The following is a 16181-nucleotide window of genomic DNA, read 5'->3' as shown; positions in this document are numbered from 1 at the left end:
ATCATGGAATCCACGGTGAGTGACTTCCGCCACACTCCGGCACCCGTCTCGCTGTGCTCTTCGCTGCTCTTCGTCGCTCTGTGCTGCTCTTCTGTACTTCTGCTCCGTCGTTCTCCTGGGATACCACGCGGCACTGAAGGCCCGCTCGAGCCGTCCACCAGCCGGGATCGCGCCACGCCGGGGAGGGGCGGGGGCGGCTGCGGGCGCGGTGCGGCAAAACCGCGGACGGCGGTTCGGCCGTCCGGGTAGCGTGCGGGCCCGTGACCCACGCGACGAACGTGCCCGACACGACCGCCACCACCGACGCGGCCCCCGCCGCCGACCCGGCCACCACCGCCGGCGACACGGCCTCCGCCGCCTCCGTCGGCATCACGGCCGCCGCGCGGGCCACAGCGACCGTCACGGGCTCGTCGGCCACGACGCCCGCCGCGCAGGCCGGGGCCCCCGGGACGGCCGAGCCCCTCGGCGGCGGCACCGACGGCGCGGCCGGGAGAGCGGGCACGGCGCGCACGACCGGCACGGCCGGAACAGCAGGGGTGCCCGGGACCGCGGGCACCCTCAGGACGGCGCCCGACACCACCGGGACGCCCGGGGCGGCTCCGGGTACGGCCCCCGTGGCGGCGCGGGACGCGGCCTCGGCGGTCACCGGGCCCCGGACCGCCGCGACCCCCGCCGGACAGGCATCCTCCGCCGAAGATCCCCGGTTCCTCGACACCACCCGCGCCGCCTACGACACCATCGCGCGCGACTACACCGCCGAGCATCCCGACAGCACCGCCGGACCGACCGCCCACCTCGAACGCGCCCTCCTCGGCACCTTCGCGGAGCTGGTGCGGGAGCACTCCGACGCCCCCGTCGCCGACATCGGCAGCGGCCCCGGGTACGTCACCGCCCGCCTGGCCGGTCTCGGTCTCCCGGTGTTCGGCGTGGACGTCTCGCCGCAGATGGTGGCGACGGCCCGCGAGGCGCATCCGGAGCTGCGGTTCCACGTGGGTTCGATGACCGCCCTCGACCTGCCGGACGGGACGCTCGGCGGCGTCCTCGCCCTCTACTCGACCATCCACGTCCCCGACCGCCATCTGCCGTCGGCGTTCGCGGAGTTCCACCGCGTCCTGGTCCCGGGCGGGTATGTGCTGCTGGCCTTCCAGACGGTGCCCGAGGACTCCGGCGAACGCCATGTCCACCTCGACGAGCGCTACGGCCACGCCATCTCGCTCGACTACCACTGGCGCACCCCCGAGACCATCGGCGCTCTGCTCGCGGACACCGGGTTCCACGTCCTGGCCCGGGTACACCGGGAGCCCTGGGGCGACGAGAAGCGCCCGCGGGGCTTCGTGCTCGCCCGCGGACGCTGATCGCCGAAGAGCCCCTCCGGGGGCCGGGGTTCCTACGCCGTGGCCACCGCCGGGAGCCGGTGCACGTCCCGGGCGGTTCCCGTGACGTCCGAGAGGAAGCCATGGGCCCGGGGCGAGGCGTTCTCCGTCAGCCAGGCGGGGTCGATGTCGCACACCGCGACCCGTACGCCGGTTCCGGCGAGCGCCAGCGGCAGGGTGTGCACGACGGTCGACGGGAAGCTGAGGACCGTCCTGCCGATCGGCCCGCGCCGGGCGATGAGCTCCAGCGGGAGATCGGGGCGGACGACCTCGAGGCCGGTCTCGACCGCCAGCCGGTGCAGCTTCTCGGCGCTCTCCCGCCGGTGCGCGAAGTAGCGGGTCGCGCCGTGCGCCCTGGCCAGGCCCCGTACGGCGTCGAGATAGCGGTCGCCGTCGACGACGCCGGTCTCCACCAGGGAGGTGCCCACCATGTCGGCGCCCTTGGTGATGCGGGGCGGGCCGAACCGGGCGCGGGTCCAGGCGAAGTCGTTCGCGGTGACGGTCACACCCGCCGGGACGCTGTCGATGGGCATGGAGGAGAAGATCTCCACCCGGCGCCGCCGGCCGGGCGTCAGCCGGCGCCGCGCCGAGGACGACACCGGGGCGAACAGCAGGTCGCGGGGGCCGGGGCGGCCGCCCTTGCGGTGCCAGCGCACCAGGCGTTCGCCCCGGGCGAGCTGTGCGACGAACTCCATCGTGGCGGTGCCGTCGTCGACGACCACCAGCTCACGCGCCCGCGTGATGGTGAGCAGCAGCTGGACGTAGCGGGAGAACGGGTCCCCCATCACCACCCGGCCGACCCGCCTCAGCAGCGGCGTCAGACCACCGACGGTGTGGAAGGGGGCGGCGGGACCGCCCCGCGCCTCCTCCCAGCGGACCTCGTACCCCTCGTCCCGGGCCAGCTCGGCCATCCGGCGCAGCTGGCCCCGGGTCATGGGGTCGGTGGGGGACAGGACGACGAGGGTGAGCCCCGCACCGGAAGTCTCGGCGGCACCAGACACCCGGCCTGCCTCAGGCACCCCGGGCGCCTCTGCCGCCCCGCCCGTTCCCGAGCCGTCCTCCGGCGCACGGGACACACGGGACGCACAGGACTCCCCGGACGCACCAGAGGTGCCGGAGGACGTGCCGGGCGCACCGGACGTGCCGGGCGGCACTGCGGCACCCGTGCTTTCCGCGGTCTCCGCGGCCCCCGCGGTCCCCATGGCGTGCGCGTGGGCCCATTCCAGCACGTTCAGGAGCTGTACCGGGCTCTCGACGAAGGCGAGAGTGTGCGGGGTGAAACCGGCCGTGCTGCCGGCCGTGGTGCCGGCGCGGGTGCTCATCCTCGTCAGACCGTCCCGTAATCCGGAGTGGTCCGGTCTCAAACCGAGACCGGCTCGCCCGCCGCTGCGGCGATCTCCGCCTCGGCGACCACGCCGGTGACGCGGCGCAGCTTCTTCATGGGGCCGAGCTCGGAGTCGTAGACCTTCTTGACGCCGTCGCCCAGGGACGCCTCGATGGTGCGGATGTCGCGCACCAGGCGCTGCAGGCCCTGCGGTTCCACGGAGGCGGCCTGGTCGGAGCCCCACATGGCGCGGTCGAGGGTGATGTGACGCTCGACGAAGACCGCGCCGAGCGCGACCGCGGCAAGGGTGGTCTGGAGGCCGGTCTCGTGGCCGGAGTAGCCGATCGGGACGTTCGGGAACTCCTTCTCCAGCGTGTTGATCGCGCGGAGGTTGAGCTCCTCGGCCTTCGCCGGGTAGGTGGAGGTGGCGTGGCACATCAGGATGTTGTCGGAGCCGAGGACCTCGACGGCGTGCCGGATCTGCTTCGGGGTGGACATGCCGGTGGAGAGGATGACGGAGCGGCCGGTGGCGCGCAGGGCGCGCAGCAGCTCGTCGTCGGTGAGGGAGGCGGAGGCCACCTTGTGGGCGGGGACGTCGAACTTCTCCAGGAAGGCGACGGCCTCGGTGTCCCACGGGGAGGCGAACCAGTCGATGCCCCGCTCCTTGCAGTGCTCGTCGATCCGGTGGTACTCGTCCTCGCCGAACTCCACGCGGTGGCGGTAGTCGATGTAGGTCATGCGGCCCCACGGGGTGTCCCGCTCGATGTCCCACTGGTCGCGGGGGGTGCAGATCTCCGGGGTGCGCTTCTGGAACTTGACGGCGTCGCAGCCGGCTTCGGCGGCCACGTCGATGAGCTTGAACGCGTTCTCCAGGTCGCCGTTGTGGTTGATGCCGATCTCGCCGCAGACGTAGACGGGCCTGCCGGGGCCGACCTCGCGGGAACCGAAGGTGCGCAGACGGGAGTTGGTGCTCATGAAAAGAGGGTCCTCACTGGGTGGGCTGGGCGGGGTTCTCGGAAGGGGCGGACGTGCGGGGAGCGTCGAGGGACGGGCCGAGGAGCCAGCCCGCGATCTCCCGGATCGCGCCGTCGCCGCCGGGCACGGTGGTGACCGCGCGGGCGGCGCTGCGGACGACGTCGTGGGCGTTCGCGACCGCCACGGGCCAGCCCACGAGGGCGAAGCACGGGAGGTCGTTGACGTCGTTGCCGACGTAGAGCACGCGCTCGGGCGCGATGCCCTGCTCCTCGCACCACTGCTTGAGCGCGAGGTCCTTGCGGTCGATGCCGTGCAGGACCGGGATCCTGAGTTTCCGGGCCCGGGCGGCGACCACCGGGTTCTGTTCCGTGGACAGGATCAGCATCGTCAGGCCGCTGCGGCGCAGGGCGGCGATGCCGAGGCCGTCCCCGCGGTGCACGGAGACGAACTCCCGTCCGTCGGAGTCGATCAGCACCCGGTCGTCGGTCTGGGTGCCGTCGAAGTCGAGGACGACCGCGTCGATGTCGTCGGCGGTCGGGAGGGAATCGGGCCGGCCGGCGTCGAAGAGCGGGGCGAGGGCGCGGGCGCGGGCGAGGTCGTGCGGGTCGTCGATCTCCAGGACCCGGGCGGGGTCGGTGCGGACGAGTTCCGTACGGCCGAAGAAGCGGTGCAGGTGCTTGCGGAAGCCGGCCGCGTCCATGGCGTAGGCGGCGCCGGTCTCCAGGAGGTCCTGGGGGCGGTCCTGGCGGCGCGGGCGGGAGGACTTGTCGTGGTTGACGCCGTAACCGCCCTCGATCACCGCGGAGTTGGCGGCGGCGACCGCCTCGCCCACGGCGGTGACGGCCTGCGGGTCGACGCTCGCCGGGGTGTCGGCGGCGTCGCGCCAGACGAAGCCGTGGAAGGGGGCCACGGTGACGGCGGTGTCGGCGCCCTGCTCCGCGACCGCGGCGGCGACGCCGTCGATCTCCTCGCGGACCAGGAAGGGGCTGGTGGCCTGGACGAGCAGGACGACGTCCACGGTGGCCCCGTGCCGCTCCTCGTGGGCGTCCATGGCGTGCAGGACGGCCGACTCGGAGGTGGCGGTGTCGCCGGCGATGGCGGCGGGGCGTATCACGACCTCGGCGCCCGCGTGCCGGGCGGCGGCGGCGATGGCCTGGTCGTCGGTGGAGACCACGACGTCGGTGACATGCCGGGCGGCGAGGCACTCGCGGACCGCGCGGGCGACCAGCGGTACGCCGCCGACCGGGGCGATGTTCTTCAGGGGCACGCCCTTGGATCCGCCGCGGGCGGGGATCACGGCGAGCACCCGGCGCTGCGAAGCGCCTTGGCCGGCACGGGAGTCGGACATCGGCTCTGCTCCTTCGGTTCCGTCGTCTCCCCGCCGGGGGAGCACGGCTGTCACAGCTCGCCCATCCGCCGGATCACCGGCGCGACGCGCTGGACGCCGTGCCGGTAGGCACCGCGGGCCGCGCGGCGGACGATCTGGCGGACCGGTCCCGGCTGCCGGTCGGCGGCGGGCGCGCCGGGCAGCGGGGCGCCGTCGGGGCCGAGGTGGTGGCGGGCGAGGATGCCCGGCAGGTATCCGGGCGCGGTCGCGGGGGTGTAGTAGGGGTTCAGGGGCGGCAGTCCGCCGGGGCGGGCGAGCAGTTTGGTGATCCGCTCGCGCGCCGTGTCGTAGACGGTGGCGTACTCGCCGTCGGCGGCGACGCCCTGCCGGGCGACCCACTCCGGGTCGGGTTCGGGCAGGTGTCCCGCGTCGAGGCGGTCCCAGGAGGTGAGGCAGCCCGAGCCGATGAAGTGGTGGTTGCCGAGCCCCTCACGCACCCCGAGGTCGGTGAGCACGGCGGTGGGGATCCGGCGGTGCAGCGACTCGAGGGCGGCGGTGGAGCTGACGGTCACCAGGAGGTCGGTGCGGTCGAGGACCTCGCCCATGTGCCCGTAGACCAGGCGGAAGTTGGCGGGTGCGTCGAGGTTCTGCACCAGTTTCTGGTAGGGCAGTTCCTCGATGTGGGTGGTGTGTTCGCCCGGCTTGGAGCGCAGTTTGAGCAGCACCTCGCGGTCGGGGTGGGTGCGGGCGTGGCGGATCAGCCGCTCCAGCAGGTAGGTGCGGTCCTTGCGGCTCTCCGGTACGGAGGGCTGGGCGGCGAACACCACCGTGAAGGGGTCGTTCGGGCCAACGTAGGGAGCGCCGCCGAGGAACGGCAGGGCGACCTCGGTCACCGCGGACGCGTCGGCGCCGACCCCCTCGTACACGGCGCGGAAACGCTCCGCGTCCTGGCGGGAGTTGGCGAGCACGAGGTCGGCGCCGTGGCGCAGCAGCAGTCCGTCGGCGAGCTTCTCGTAGACGACGCCGACGTACCCGGTGACGACGACGGGCCGTTCGGCGGCGCTCGCCCAGGTGTGCCGCAGCCCGTGCAGCATGGCCTGCACTCCCCCGCCGACCAGGGAGAGGACGACGACGTCGTACGTCTCCTCGCTCATCGTCCGCAGGAATTCGACGGCGGTGACCTCGCGGAGCGAGTCCGCGTGGACGCCGACCTCCTGGAGCTGACGGGCGGTCGGTGTGGCGCGTCCGCGGAGCAGATAGCCGTCGAGCCGCATGTCCGAATCGGCGGGAACGACACGCTTCGCTGTGAGCGCGCCCCATTTCCACCGGGTGTCGGAATCGGCGAGTACGGCTGTCCGTTGGGTCCTCGTTGCACTTGCTGGCACGTCGAAGACCGTAGGAAGCAATTTCTAGGTCGGGCCCAACCCGAACTCAACAAAAGGTTAACAACACATCGCCGTACGGCGAATCGGGCCCGGGGAACACAGGAAAGAAATCTGGTTCACAGCTTCGACACGTGTGGTTCACCCGGTATCCACCCATCGGTCAGCACGGATCCCGGGCCGCCCTCTAGCGTCTGTCACGTGGTCAAGCTCTCCGTCATCGTGCCCTTCTACAACGTCCAGCAATATGCGCCAGACACGCTGAAGAGCCTGCGCGCGAACACACGTGAGGACTTCGAATTCATTCTCGTCGACGACTGTTCGCACGATGAGACGCCGGAAATCCTCGCGCGGGCCGAGCGCGAGCTGCCCGGCGCCGTGCTCGTCCGGCACGAGCGGAACGGAGGACTGGCGACCGCGCGCAACTCCGGCATCGACCGGGCCCGCGGCGAGTATCTGACGTTCCTCGACGGGGACGACTGGCTCGCCCCCGGCTACTACCCCAGACTCCTTGCCGCCATCGAGGACTTGGGCTGCGACTTCGTGCGCACCGACCATGTGCAGTGCACCGCCAGGGCCCGCACCGTCAACCGGGTGCCGCAGGGCCGCCGGGGAGTGGTGCTCAGGCCGCGGGACTCGATCCTGCCCGCCGACCGGTCCACCTCGGTGGACTACCCGTACGCCTGGGCCGGTGTCTACCACCGCAGGCTGATCGAGCGCGGGCTGCTGCATTTCACCCACGGACTGCGCACGGCGGAGGACCGGCCGTGGATCTGGAAACTGCACCGGGAGGCGGATTCCTTCGCCGCGGTGGGCCTGCTCGGCGTGTACTACCGGCGCGGCGTCAGCTCGTCGCTCACCCAGATCGGCGATGTGCGGCAGCTCGATTTCATTCGCGCCTTCGACCAGGTCATCGACGAAACGGCGCAGGACCCCGAAGCCGACAGGCTGCTGCCGAAAGCAGTGCGCACCTACTGTGCCATCATGGCCCACCACCTCGGATCGATCGAGAGGTTCGAACCCGCCGTGGCCCGACAATTGCGCGCATTCAGCGCGGCCGCCCTGAAACGACTGCCGCAGGACGTGCTGGCAGAGGTCATGGACTCGATGGACCCCCAGCGGGCGAGCCGGCTGCGCCGTCTCAAGCGCAGGCCGGTGAACGCCAGGACGGCGGTCGCCTGATGCCCCGCACCACCCACGTCTTCTGCGCGTCCACCCTCTACGGCGCCGCGACACTGTGCGCCGCGCTCGACGCCGGTCTCTTCGCGCCGGCCGACCGGCGGCTGCTGCTCGTCACCAACAACGCGGCAAGCCCCGAGACGTCACCGTCCCTCGACACGATGCCCGGTTTCGGCCGCGTCGCCGAGCGCTTCGACGGGGTGCTGTCCTGGAACGACACCATCAGCCCCTTCCACCCGAGCGGCTGGAGCCCCCGCGGCGACGACGTCCCGATGTGGGAGCGGTATCTGCGGCTGCTGTGGAACCTCGGTGACGACGCGATCCGGCTCACCGTGGAGTCCGTCCAGGTCAATCCGGCGCTGGCGCTGTGTCAGATGTTCACCGGCGCACCCGTCGACGTCTACGCGGACGGCCTCATAAGCTATGGCCCCACCCGCGACAAGATCGATCCGCTGGTCGGTACCCGTATCGACCGGCTGCTGCACCTCGATCTGGTCCCCGGGCTCACCCCCCTGCTGCTCACCGAGTTCGGCGTGGCGCCGGAGCTGGTGCCGGCCGAGGCGTTCCGCAAGGTGCTCGGCGAACTCGCCGAAGCAGAAGCCGAGTTGCCGGGCAGCGGCACAGCCGACGGCTCCGGCTCCGGCACAGCCGACGGCACGGGCACAGCCGACGGCACGGGCACGGCCGACGGTACGGAGCGGCCCGCGCTGCTGCTAGGTCAGTACCTCTCGGCGCTGGACATCCTCAGCGACGCCGAGGAGGAGGAACTGCATCTGCGTATGGTGCGGGGCACCGCGGCGCTCGGACACCGGCGCCTGGTGTTCAAACCGCATCCGGTGGCGCCCGCCCGCTGGTCACGGGCGCTGGAGGACGAGGCGGCGCGGCTCGGTGTCGAACTGACCCTGCTGGAGCGGCCGGTGCTCGCCGAGGTGGCGTTCCAGCGGCTGCGGCCCGCCCTGGTCGTCGGCTGTTTCTCCACCGCCCTGTTCACGGCGGCGGGTCTGTACGGCATCCCCGTCGCCACCACCGGGACGCACGGCCTGCTGGCCCGTCTCACCCCGTACCAGAACAGCAACCGCGTCCCGGTCACCATCGTCGACGCGCTGCTGCCCGACCTGGCCGACCGGGACGCGGTGACGGGCTGGTCGATGCCGACCCCGCAGCGGGTGGAGGAACTCGCCGAGCTGCTCAAGGCGGTCGGCTTCGCCATGCAGTCCAGGATCTACCCGCATCTGCGCGGCGACGCCGAGCGCTATCTCGCACGGCATCTCAACCACGCCACCTGGCGGTACTTCAAGCGCCGCCGGCTGACCTCGCTGGCCCTGCCCGGTGCCGTGCCCGCGCAGCTGGCGTTCATCCCGCGCAACGCCACCGTGCGCCGGCTCGCACGCCGCGCCAGGGCGCTGTCCCGGCGCTGACGGCCCCCGCTGTTCACGCCCCCGTTCCCTGGCGGAACGGGGGCGTGCGGTGTTTCCCCCCATGACGCCCGGCCCTCGGTCGCTTGTTCATCCATGCGCCATATGCGCGACACCTGTGGGTCGGTGCCGGATTCCCTGTGATCTGCCGGCGGTCCGTAGCGTCGCCTCTTCCGCACCTCCCCTGCACACACGCCCAGAAAGAGCCTCGATGAATGCGGCTGACCTGACCCTGGCACCCACGGACCGGGCCCCGGGGGCCAAGGGGCGCACGGCGCTCCCGGGAGGTTCCGCCCCCCGCCCGCGCGCGGCGGACCGGCTGCGCACCCTGGACGGGCTGCGGCTGCTGGCGGCCCTGATGGTCTGCCTCTACCACTTCGCCGGAAAGAACGGCGAGATCGGCGCGTCCTGGCACCAGTCCCCCAGCCAGGTCTTCCCCACGCTGTCCCGAGCGGCGACCTACGGCTGCCTCGGCGTCCAGTTCTTCTTCGTGATCAGCGGCTTCGTGATCTGCATGAGCAGCTGGGGCCGGTCACTGGGCGACTTCTTCCGCTCCCGCGTCGCGCGCCTGTACCCGGCGTACTGGGCGGCGCTGCTGATCGTGGGCGCCGCCTCCCTTCTGCTGCCGGTGGTCGTGCACCCGCTGCGCTCCGACGAGTTCCTGCTGAACTTCACGATGCTCCAGCAGCCCATGGGCTCGCCCCGGGTGCTCGGGGTGTGCTGGACACTGTGGGTGGAGATGCGCTTCTACGTGCTCTTCGCCCTCTTCGTCATCTGGCGGGGCGTCACCTACCGCCGTGTGGTGATCTTCTGCATCCTGTGGACGCTGGCGGGTCCCCTCGCCCGGGTCGCCGGTCTTCCGATCACCGACGAAGTGGTGATGCGCGATCACGCGCCGTACTTCATCGGCGGTCTCGCCCTGTACCTGATCCACCGCCACGGCAGCGATCTGCTGCTGTGGGGGATCGTGGGCATGTCGTTCCTGCTGGGGCAGCGCTACTCGGTGACCGCGCTGTGGCACCCGGGGATGCAGGGCGACTTCCACCGCGACCCGCATGTCATCCAGGCGATCGTCTTCCTGTCCTTCGCGAGCGTGGCGGTGGTGGCGCTGGGCTGGACCCGCTGGGCGAACTGGCGCTGGCTGACGATCGCGGGCGCGCTGACGTATCCGTTCTACCTGATCCACGAGCACCTGGGCTGGTTCGCCATCCGGGTGCTGCACCGCGGGTTCGGTCTCGGCGCCTACCCGACGCTGGCGCTGTCCGTGACGGGTCTGCTGGCCCTGGCCTGGCTGATGCACCGCTTCGTGGAGAAGCCGTTCGGGCCCCGGCTCAAGCGTGCGCTGGTCCTGCCGGCGGCCCGGCCGGCGAAATGACGGGACCGGCCGCCCCGACGGATCCGACGGTGCGGCGGATCCGACGGTGCGGCGGGGGCGGCCGGTCCGGGATGCGCCGGCCGGTCAGGACTGGGCGGCGCGGATACGGCGGACGACCCGGCGGACCGTCGGGTTGCGGCGCAGTGCCTCGGCACGGACCGTGCTGCCGCCGGGCAGCCGCAGCGTGGTCAGCCGGCGCCGCTTGAAGTAGTGCGGATGCCGGTGGAGATGGGCGGTGAGCCAGGCGCTCGCCTCGTGGTGCAGTCCGGGGTGCTTGCGGGACTGCATGCAGTAGCCGACGGTACGGATCAGCGGTGCCAGCCGGTCGGCCAGGGCGTCGAGTTCGAGCGGCGTACCGACGCTGCCGTGCTCCGCGTCGGGGAGGGCCGCGTCGATGATCGTGAGGGGCACGCGGTTGCTGTTCTCGTACGGTGTGATGCGATCGAGGAGCAGGTCCGTGCCGACCCGGGCGACGGGGATGCCGTAGAACGCGGCGGCGGTCATCAGGGCGGTGGAGAAGCAGCCGATGACCAGGTCCGGCTTCAGGACGGCGAACACGGTCTCCGCGAGCACGGGTTCGCTCAGGACGGTCAGCCGCACCCCCAGTTCCTCCGCCGCCTGCGTCAGCGTCCTGCCGTAGACGGGGGGCGCGCTGGGGTGGGCCTTGAACAGCACGCTGCGGTGCCCGGCCCGGGCGGCGGCGCGCAGCATACGGACATGCAGCGCCTCCTCCTCTTCCTGGGTGATCAAGTCGATCGCGGAGAGGTACTGGCCGAGGAGCACGGCGGTGGGGCGGTTCTCGCCGGGTGTCCGGTCGGCGACGATGCCCGCGCCCTCCGCACCGATCTGCGCGAGGACCTCGACGATGGCGTCTTTCGGGACGGGTTCGGACGGGACGCCGTACTCGGACAGGAGCATCGGGCGCAGCCCGGGTATCAGATCGAGGTGCAGGACGCGCGCGATACGGCTGCTCATCCCGTGCGGGATGCGGTTGCGGGTCGGGCCGTAGCTCATGAGGCCGTCCGCGTAGACGTGGATCGGGCTGTCGGCGAAGATCTCCGCGACCGCGCGGGAGGGATTGGCCTGGATGGACTCGCAGGCGATCTCGATCTCGTCGTCGCCGAGATCCCAGGCGAGCCGTACGGCCTTCTCCCACAGCAGCGCGTCCTGGGCCCTGGGGGACCAGCCGGCCGGGTGGTGCGGGGAGATGAACTCGTTCCAGGAGCGCACCTCGTCGAACTCCGGGCGCAGCTTCTCGAAGCCGGGCATCCGGTCCAGCGGGGTGCCGACCTCGGGTACGGCGGCGGTGTTGCTGACGACCAGGATGCGGCGGTGCTCGGAGCGGGGACCGAAGAGACCGGCGCGCAGGGCGGCGGTGACGGTGGCGGCCGCGTACTGGGTGGCCGAGAAGAAGATCTGGGTCGTACCGGTGGTGCCGCTCATGCCGCGACTCCCTTCATTCCGCCGCGGATGCGCCGCAGGGTGTGGACGCGTTCCTCGCCCATGCCGATGAGCGCCTCGTTGAGTTCTTCCTCGGTCATCCGCCCGAGCGCCTCCGCGGCGAGCTGCCGCAGCCGCCCCGCGACACTGCGCTCGAAGCGGCCGCGGTCCAGGAGCTGGTGGGCTATGACGACGCAGTAGTTGCGCAGTGCCTTCTTGCGCAGGGTGCCGGCCTCGGGGTCGGTGGCGAGTTCCTTGAGCACGAGGTCGAAGGAGCGGAAGAAGTCCAGCTGACGGACGTCGCCGATCTGGGTCAGCGAGCTGGCCACACCCCGGCGGTAGAAGACCCCGCGCAGGCTGGCGGTCACATAGGACTCCGCCCGGCGGTGCAGGTCCCAGATCCAGGGGCGGTCCTCCGCGGTGCGCAGTCCGTCGTGGAAGCGCAGCATCCCGCGGTCGAGGAGCCGCCGGTGGTAGACGCCCGCCCAGGCGTACGGGTAGTCGACCATCGTCGTGTCGTCGACCGGGAGGATCGAGCTGCGCGGGTCGAGCGGGGTGTGCCTGCGGCCCTCCGGGGCCCGCTGGAGGCTGCGCTCGACGCCGGTGACCTGGACGTGGTCGGTCCGTACGAAGTCCACGTCGAACCGCTCGATGCAGCCGACCAGATCGGCGAGATAGCCGGGGGCGAGCCAGTCGTCACCGTCGAGGAAGGTGAGGTAGGTACCCTCCGCGGCATCGATCCCGGTGTTGCGCGCGGTGGCCAGACCGCCGTTCTGCTCGTGCCGGATCACCCGGCCGTTCTTCAGCCGCCTGGTCAGTTCCAGCAGCGCCTCGTACGTCTTGTCCTTGGTCGACCGGTCCTCGACGAAGACGAACTCGAAGTCGTCCCGGGTGTTGTTGACAAGACTCGTCACGGTGTCCGATATGTATGCCTCAATGTTGAAACAAGGGACGATCACGGACAGTTTCGGGGGGCGGTTGGTCACGCGAACACCTGGGCTCTCTCAAGGACGGGTCCCGTGACGGTAAAAGACGTTCGACGCCTGAAATCGAACCTCCCCCGGCCGCCAGATGAACGAGGGGTGACGGAACGGCCAAGGGTGGCGTCCACGCCCGCGCGGGGGCGCCGGCGGCCGGTCCCGGCCCCGCCACCCCCGCGCTCTCACCGGCCCGTCGGTGCCGGTGTGCTCAGTACCAGTTCTGCTCCAAGCCGCCGTTGCAGCTCCAGATGATGACCTTGGTGTTGTTCGCCGTTCCGCCGCCGCCGTCGGTGGACAGGCACGTGCCGGACTTGAGGTTGACGAACTCCCCGGCGCCGGAGTAGCTCCAGGCCTGCTCGGCCCCTCCGTTGCAGGTCCACTGGATGGCCTCGGTGCCGTTGGCCGTGCCACCGCCGCTCGCGAGAGAGAGGCACTTGCCGCTCTTGGCGTTCACGAGCTCACCCGACGTGTAGTAGGTCCAGTACTGCTCGGCCCCTCCGTTGCAGTCGTAGATGACGGCATTGGCACCGTCGGCCGTGCTGCCGCCGCTCCCGATGGACAGACACCTGCCGCTCTTGCCGTTCTGCCAGATGTAGGAGGCGTCCGCGGCGGCCGACGCCGTTCCCGCCCCCATCGAGAGAGTCGCGACGACCGTCGCACCCGTCAGCACTGCGGCCCAGGACTTCTTGCTCATGCCAGGAGACCTTTCGCCCGCGGGGCTGTCGCCCCGCCGTCTTGTCGGACGACAAGATCCTCACGGATCGAGCAGGTGTTCCGTGAACATCTTTTCGGACCGGCAGGGGTGAACAGCCGCCGAACCGGCGCGCAACGCACGCCTTCTTTCTCTCCACGGCGAAGATCGGCACCCCGCGGACTGTGCCGGTATGACCCGTAACAGGGCAGGCGCCGGGAGCTCCGCGTCACGCCCGGTAGCGGCAGAGAAGGCTTACTTGACCAAGCGATCTTCCGAGCTTATGTGCTGGCCAGGGACAGTTTCACCGCGAAGCCGAGGAACAGCGCGCCCGCCGCCGAGGTGGCCGTCGCCGCGAGGCGTCTGCGGCGGCGGAACGCGGCGGCGAGGCGGGTGCCCCCGAATATCAGGGCGCTGAGGTAGAGGAAGCTGGCCAGCTGGGCGAAGGCGCCGAGGACGACGAAGGACAGCGCCGGGTAGGCGTAGGCCGGGTCGACGAACTGCACGAAGAAGGCGATGAAGAACAGGATCGCCTTGGGGTTGAAGAGGCTGACGACCAGCGCCCTGCGGAAGGGCCGCTCCTGGGCCGGAGCCGCCGCGGCCGGCTCGTCCCCGGCGGCGGCCCGCTGCTCCCGCCGCGCCCGCCACATCCCCCAGGCGGCCCGCAGCATGCCCACCGCCAGCCAGGTCAGATACCCGGCTCCCGCGTACTTGACGATCCCGAACAGCACGGCGTTGGCCTTGAGCAGCGAGGCCACCCCGGCGGCGGACAGCGTCATCAGCACGGTGTCCCCGCACCAGACCCCGGCCGCGGCGGTGTATCCCGCGCGCACCCCGCGGCGGGCGGCCACGGACAGGACGTAGAGCGAGTTGGGCCCCGGCAGGAGCACGATCAGGACGAGCCCTGCCAGATAGGTGGGGAGATCGACGACACCGAACATGGCAAGGAGTGTCGCACGGGGGTACGACATTCCGTATCGAATTCCACCGACCGGCCGACAGCGCACGACCGACCCGGTCCGGACGGCGTCGCCCCGCTCAGAAGGCGTCGCCCGGTTCGTACGATCCCCACACCTCGCGGAGCGCGCCGCACACCTCGCCGACCGTCGCGCGGGCGCGCAGCGCCTCCTTCATGGGGTACAGGACGTTGTCCCGGCCCTCGGCCGCCTTGCGCAGGGCGCCCAGGGCGGAGCGGACCGCGGCGGCGTCACGGCGGGCGCGCAGCGCGGCGAGGCGTTCGGCCTGCCGGGTCTCGATGGCCGGGTCGACGCGCAGCGGCTCGTAGGGCTCCTCCTCGTCGAGACGGAAGCGGTTGACGCCGACGACGACCCGCTCCCCGGAGTCCGTCTGCTGGGCGACCCGGTACGCGCTGCGCTCGATCTCGGCCTTCTGGAAGCCGCGTTCGATCGCGGCGACCGCGCCGCCCATGTCCTCGACCCTGCCCATCAGTTCCAGCGCGGCCGCCTCCACACCGTCCGTCAGGGACTCCACCGCGTACGACCCCGCGAACGGGTCCACCGTCGCCGTCACGTCCGTCTCGTGGGCGAGGACCTGCTGGGTGCGCAGGGCGAGGCGGGCGCTCTTGTCGGTGGGCAGCGCGATCGCCTCGTCGAAGGAGTTGGTGTGCAGCGACTGGGTGCCGCCCAGCACGGCGGCCAGCGCCTGTACGGCCACCCGGACCAGGTTCACCTCCGGCTGCTGCGCCGTCAGCTGGACGCCCGCCGTCTGGGTGTGGAAGCGCAGCATCCACGACCTGGGGTCCTTCGCGCCGAACTCCTCCCGCATCACCCGCGCCCAGATGCGCCGCGCGGCCCGGAACTTGGCGACCTCTTCGAGCAGCGTCGTACGGGCGACGAAGAAGAACGACAGCCGTGGCGCGAGGTCGTCCACGTCCATCCCGGCGGCGAGCGCCGTACGGACGTACTCGATGCCGTCGGCGAGGGTGAAGGCGATCTCCTGCGCCGGGGAGGCACCCGCCTCCGCCATGTGGTAACCGGAGATGGAGATGGTGTTCCAGCGCGGCATCTCCGCGCCGCAGTACCGGAAGATGTCGGCCGTCAGGCGCAGCGACGGCTGGGGCGGGAAGATGTACGTCCCGCGCGCGATGTACTCCTTGAGCACGTCGTTCTGGACGGTGCCGGTGAGCCGGCCGGCGCTCACGCCCTGCTCCTCGGCGGCCAGTTGGTAGAGCAGGAGCAGCAGGGCGGCGGGGGCGTTGATCGTCATCGACGTGGAGACGCGGTCCAGCGGGATGCCGCCGAACAGCACCAGCATGTCGTCGAGCGAGTCGATCGCCACGCCCACCTTGCCGACCTCGCCGTGCGCGATCGGGGCGTCGGAGTCGTGGCCCATCTGGGTGGGCAGGTCGAAGGCCACGGACAGGCCGGTCGTGCCGTTCGCGATCAGCTGCCGGTAGCGGGCGTTGGACTCCGCGGCGGTGCCGAACCCGGCGTACTGGCGCATCGTCCAGGGGCGGCCCGTGTACATCGTCGGGTAGACGCCCCGGGTGTAGGGGTACGCGCCCGGCTCGCCCAGTTTCGCCGCCGGGTCCCAGTCCGCGAGGGCCCGTGGGCCGTACACCGGCTCGACGGGCAGTCCCGACTCCGATGCGTGTGCCGTCGTCGCCATCGTCCGGCTCCCTCCGTGCGGTGCCCTCGGCCGGGGCCGCTCACCACCGTGCCACCCCACCACCATGCCCCGGGATCCGGACCCGGTCACGC

At 71.5% G+C, this 16181-nt stretch carries 13 protein-coding genes; 4 read left to right on the top strand and 9 right to left on the bottom strand.

The genetic code is table 11. The features are described from left to right. The first annotated feature begins 260 nt into the window (after window positions 1-260). Entirely contained in the window at window positions 261-1355 is a 1095-nt protein-coding gene (locus ABZ862_RS04580) for a class I SAM-dependent methyltransferase (RefSeq protein ID WP_360952119.1), read from the top strand. A 32-nt stretch (window positions 1356-1387) separates the two neighbouring features. On the opposite strand, the gene ABZ862_RS04575 is transcribed toward ABZ862_RS04580, so the two are convergent. Genes ABZ862_RS04575 through ABZ862_RS04560 form a run of 4 tightly spaced genes read right to left on the bottom strand, consistent with a single transcriptional unit; the run spans window position 1388 to window position 6384 of the window. After that, complete coding sequence (locus ABZ862_RS04575) at window positions 1388-2695, bottom strand: hypothetical protein (protein WP_360952117.1); 1308 nt, start codon at window positions 2693-2695, stop codon at window positions 1388-1390. A 38-nt stretch (window positions 2696-2733) separates the two neighbouring features. Next, window positions 2734-3672 (bottom strand): N-acetylneuraminate synthase family protein, encoded by a 939-nt coding sequence (locus tag ABZ862_RS04570; protein WP_360952114.1) that lies wholly within the window; start codon window positions 3670-3672, stop codon window positions 2734-2736. 13 nt (window positions 3673-3685) lie between these two features. Further along, window positions 3686-5020 carry an N-acylneuraminate cytidylyltransferase gene (locus ABZ862_RS04565; protein WP_360952111.1) on the bottom strand — a complete coding sequence of 445 codons (1335 nt, stop codon included), beginning with the start codon at window positions 5018-5020 and terminating at the stop codon, window positions 3686-3688. A gap of 50 nt (window positions 5021-5070) precedes the next feature. Then, window positions 5071-6384, bottom strand: coding sequence for a DUF6716 putative glycosyltransferase (locus tag ABZ862_RS04560; protein WP_360952108.1), 1314 nt, complete (start codon window positions 6382-6384; stop codon window positions 5071-5073). A gap of 198 nt (window positions 6385-6582) precedes the next feature. Between ABZ862_RS04560 and ABZ862_RS04555 the strand changes: the two genes are divergently transcribed. The 3 genes from ABZ862_RS04555 (at window position 6583) to ABZ862_RS04545 (ending at window position 10350) form a co-directional block, all read left to right on the top strand. After that, window positions 6583-7563 carry a glycosyltransferase family 2 protein gene (locus ABZ862_RS04555; protein ID WP_360952105.1) on the top strand — a complete coding sequence of 327 codons (981 nt, stop codon included), beginning with the start codon at window positions 6583-6585 and terminating at the stop codon, window positions 7561-7563. Beyond that, entirely contained in the window at window positions 7563-8978 is a 1416-nt protein-coding gene (locus tag ABZ862_RS04550) for a polysialyltransferase family glycosyltransferase (protein WP_360952102.1), read from the top strand. The genes ABZ862_RS04555 and ABZ862_RS04550 overlap by 1 nt, the downstream gene beginning before the upstream one ends. 208 nt (window positions 8979-9186) lie before the next feature. Further along, window positions 9187-10350, top strand: coding sequence for an acyltransferase (locus ABZ862_RS04545; protein ID WP_360952099.1), 1164 nt, complete (start codon window positions 9187-9189; stop codon window positions 10348-10350). An 84-nt stretch (window positions 10351-10434) separates the two neighbouring features. On the opposite strand, the gene ABZ862_RS04540 is transcribed toward ABZ862_RS04545, so the two are convergent. The 5 genes from ABZ862_RS04540 to ABZ862_RS04520 all read right to left on the bottom strand — a co-directional run bounded on the left by ABZ862_RS04540 (window position 10435) and on the right by ABZ862_RS04520 (window position 16089). Next, window positions 10435-11793 (bottom strand): polysialyltransferase family glycosyltransferase, encoded by a 1359-nt coding sequence (locus ABZ862_RS04540; RefSeq protein ID WP_360952096.1) that lies wholly within the window; start codon window positions 11791-11793, stop codon window positions 10435-10437. Further along, on the bottom strand, window positions 11790-12776 hold the full coding sequence (locus tag ABZ862_RS04535) for a glycosyltransferase family 2 protein (RefSeq protein WP_360952093.1): 987 nt from the start codon (window positions 12774-12776) through the stop codon (window positions 11790-11792). The genes ABZ862_RS04540 and ABZ862_RS04535 overlap by 4 nt, the downstream gene beginning before the upstream one ends. A gap of 202 nt (window positions 12777-12978) precedes the next feature. Continuing rightward, window positions 12979-13464, bottom strand: coding sequence for an RICIN domain-containing protein (locus ABZ862_RS04530; RefSeq protein WP_360952090.1), 486 nt, complete (start codon window positions 13462-13464; stop codon window positions 12979-12981). A 278-nt stretch (window positions 13465-13742) separates the two neighbouring features. After that, window positions 13743-14402, bottom strand: coding sequence for a leucine efflux protein LeuE (leuE, locus tag ABZ862_RS04525; RefSeq protein ID WP_360952087.1), 660 nt, complete (start codon window positions 14400-14402; stop codon window positions 13743-13745). Between the two features lie 97 nt (window positions 14403-14499). Further along, window positions 14500-16089, bottom strand: a complete 1590-nt coding sequence (locus ABZ862_RS04520) for a methylmalonyl-CoA mutase family protein (RefSeq protein ID WP_360952084.1) — start codon at window positions 16087-16089, stop codon at window positions 14500-14502. Window positions 16090-16181 lie beyond the last annotated feature (92 nt).

This window comes from Streptomyces sp. NPDC047000 (assembly GCF_040644295.1).
Lineage (GTDB): Bacteria > Actinomycetota > Actinomycetes > Streptomycetales > Streptomycetaceae > Streptomyces.
The sequence above is the reverse complement of the archived record's forward strand: the minus strand, read 5'-3'. Positions and strand labels throughout refer to the sequence as shown.